General features: G+C 41.2%; 3 protein-coding genes and 1 pseudogene. 3 read left to right on the forward strand and 1 reads right to left on the reverse strand.

Going from position 1 to position 2970, the window contains the following annotated elements; translation table 11 throughout:
• Window positions 1-215: 215 nt before the first annotated feature.
• Entirely contained in the window at window positions 216-398 is a 183-nt protein-coding gene (locus SORDD24_RS07790) for a 4-oxalocrotonate tautomerase (protein ID WP_001117401.1), read from the reverse strand.
• A 122-nt stretch (window positions 399-520) separates the two neighbouring features.
• Here SORDD24_RS07790 and SORDD24_RS07795 point away from each other — a divergent pair, with 122 nt between their 5' ends.
• From SORDD24_RS07795 to prmC, 3 genes and pseudogenes are all read left to right on the forward strand, one after another.
• Window positions 521-1111 (forward strand): thymidine kinase, encoded by a 591-nt coding sequence (locus SORDD24_RS07795; RefSeq protein ID WP_061409313.1) that lies wholly within the window; start codon window positions 521-523, stop codon window positions 1109-1111.
• Window positions 1108-2188, forward strand: a pseudogene (gene prfA / locus SORDD24_RS07800) (peptide chain release factor 1). The gene SORDD24_RS07795 and the pseudogene prfA overlap by 4 nt, the downstream one beginning before the upstream one ends.
• A partial coding sequence (gene prmC / locus SORDD24_RS07805; protein ID WP_231082705.1) for a peptide chain release factor N(5)-glutamine methyltransferase occupies window positions 2188-2970 on the forward strand: 783 nt, incomplete at its 3' end. The pseudogene prfA and the gene prmC, both read left to right, overlap by 1 nt.

Consider the following 2970-nt stretch of genomic DNA (forward strand, 5'->3'; position numbering starts at 1 on the left):
TCCGCTCAGGCGGACAATCCCAATGGCCCCTTCGCCTAGTGGAGTAGAGATAGCAGCTATGGTATCAAATTCACGTGTAATCATATTTCTTCCTTTAAAACACTTTTCTTGGAAATATCTCCAAGGCTCTTTTCAAATTGTAACAAATTTAAACCATTTCTTCAATGGATGTACTTGGAGATTGAAAAAGCCTAAGCAAATTCGCTTAAGCTTGCTTATTTGGTACGCATTTCACCTTGAGGGAAATAAGTTCCTTCAGGCATGTCGTTGATAATGACATGAACAGCAGACTGAGGTGCTCCTGTGTTGCGGACAACTGCTTCAGTAACCTCCTTAGCAAGAGCTTTCTTTTGCTCGAGCGTACGTCCTTCAAACAAATCGATGCGAACAAATGGCATAATAGCTTCCTCCACTAGTTTTTGATTTCTTCTATTTTACCACATTTTGCCATTTAAAGCTTTTGGAAAATATGGTATACTAGAATGTAGCAAAAATTTAGAAATGGACGTGAAATAGAAGCATGGCACAGTTGTATTATCGTTATGGGACTATGAACTCAGGTAAAACGATTGAGATTCTTAAGGTAGCCTATAACTATGAGGAGCAAGGAAAAGGTGTTGTCATCATGACCTCTGCTCTTGATACACGTGATGGTGTTGGTTATGTATCTAGTCGGATTGGTATGAAACGACCAGCTCTTGCGATTGAAGATGATACAGATATCTATGGCTTAATCCGAGATTTGGAAGTCAAACCCTACTGTGTCTTGGTCGATGAGGCCCAGTTTCTCAAGCGTCACCATGTTTACGACCTAGCTCGTGTTGTCGATGAGTTAGACATTCCTGTCATGGCATTCGGTTTGAAGAATGACTTTCGCAATGAACTCTTCGAAGGTTCCAAACATCTCTTACTCTTAGCAGATAAGATTGACGAGATTAAGACTATTTGCCAGTATTGTAAGAAAAAAGCGACTATGGTTCTCAGAACCCTAGACGGAAAGCCTACTTATGAGGGAGAACAAATTCAGATTGGTGGCAATGAAACCTATATCTCGGTTTGCCGTAAACATTATTTTGCCCCTGAAATCAATAAGGAGAATGAAGAAAAATGAACATCTATGATCAACTACAAGCTGTAGAAGACCGTTATGAAGAATTAGGAGAATTGCTCAGCGACCCTGATGTGGTATCTGATACCAAACGTTTCATGGAATTGTCCAAAGAAGAGGCTTCAACTCGTGATACAGTAACGGCCTACCGTGAGTACAAACAAGTCCTTCAAAACATCGTTGATGCTGAAGAGATGATTAAGGAATCAGGCGGAGATGCAGACTTGGAAGAAATGGCCAAGCAAGAACTGAAAGATGCTAAGGCTGAAAAAGAAGAATACGAAGAAAAATTAAAAATACTTGCTTCTTCCAAAAGATCCAAACGATGACAAGAATATCATCCTTGAAATCCGTGGAGCAGCTGGTGGAGACGAAGCAGCGCTTTTCGCCGGAGACCTTCTAACTATGTACCAAAAGTATGCGGAAGCCCAAGACTGGCGCTTTGAAGTCATGGAAGCTTCTATGAACGGCGTCGGTGGTTTTAAAGAAGTTGTTGCCATGGTTTCTGGTCAGTCTGTATACTCTAAACTTAAGTATGAGTCTGGTGCCCACCGTGTTCAACGTGTCCCTGTGACAGAAAGTCAGGGTCGTGTTCACACCTCTACAGCGACTGTCCTTGTCATGCCAGAAGTCGAAGAAGTAGAGTACGATATTGATCCAAAAGATCTTCGTGTTGACATCTACCACGCATCTGGTGCTGGTGGTCAGAACGTCAACAAGGTTGCAACTGCCGTTCGTATTGTCCACTTGCCAACCAATATCAAGGTTGAGATGCAGGAAGAACGTACCCAGCAGAAAAACCGTGAGAAGGCCATGAAAATCATCCGTGCGCGTGTGGCTGACCATTTTGCACAGATTGCCCAAGATGAACAAGACGCTGAACGTAAGTCTACTATTGGTACTGGGGACCGTTCAGAACGGATCCGTACTTACAATTTCCCACAAAACCGTGTCACAGACCACCGTATTGGCTTGACCCTTCAAAAACTAGATACCATTTTGTCTGGTAAATTGGATGAAGTGGTGGATGCCTTAGTGCTCTATGACCAAACACAGAAATTAGAAGAATTAAACAAATAATGAAATTAGCTCAATTATTTTCAGATTTTGAAGAAGAATTGATAAGACAAGGAGAGGAAGCAGAAAGCCTCTCTTTTGTCTATCGTAGCCTGAAAAAACTCTCTTTTACAGATTTCGTCTTTGCCCTCCAGCAAGAAGTAACAGAGGAAGAAAAACAATTTGTAGAGGAAATTTACCAGCAGTTAACGGCCCACAAACCAGCTCAGTATATCATTGGTCACGCAGAATTCTTTGGAATGCAGTTAAAAGTGGATGAGCGGGTTTTGATTCCTCGTCCAGAAACAGAAGAGTTGGTGGAACTCATCCTCACAGAAAATCCTGAGGAAAATCTTAATGTCCTAGATATTGGGACTGGAAGTGGCGCCATAGCTCTTGGATTAGCTAAAAACAGACCAGATTGGTCAGTGACAGCAGCAGATATTTCACAAGATGCACTAGACTTAGCAATGGACAATGCTATAAATCAAAATCTTAATATATTTTTTAAAAAATCTGATTGTTTTGCAGAAATTTCTGAAAAATATGATATAATTGTATCCAATCCACCCTATATCTCTCGAGAAGATGATTCAGAGGTCGGTTTGAATGTTTTACATTCAGAGCCTCATCTAGCTCTCTTTGCAGATGAGGATGGCCTAGCTATTTACCGCAGAATTTCGGAAGATGCAAAAGATTATCTCAAAGATGGTGGTAAGATTTACCTTGAAATTGGATACAAGCAAGGTCAAAGTGTTCCTGCGCTTTTTAGGAAACATCTTCCTGAAAAACGGGTACGAACACTC

It is taken from the genome of Streptococcus oralis, from assembly GCF_001579175.1.
Taxonomy (GTDB): domain Bacteria; phylum Bacillota; class Bacilli; order Lactobacillales; family Streptococcaceae; genus Streptococcus; species Streptococcus oralis_O.

Excerpts from the sequence above, each read along its gene's own strand:
- SORDD24_RS07795 (WP_061409313.1), top strand. The coding sequence starts at position 521 with ATGGCACAGTTGTATTATCGTTATGGGACTATGAACTCAGGTAAAACG.
- SORDD24_RS07790 (WP_001117401.1), bottom strand. The coding sequence starts at position 398 with ATGCCATTTGTTCGCATCGATTTGTTTGAAGGACGTACGCTCGAGCAA.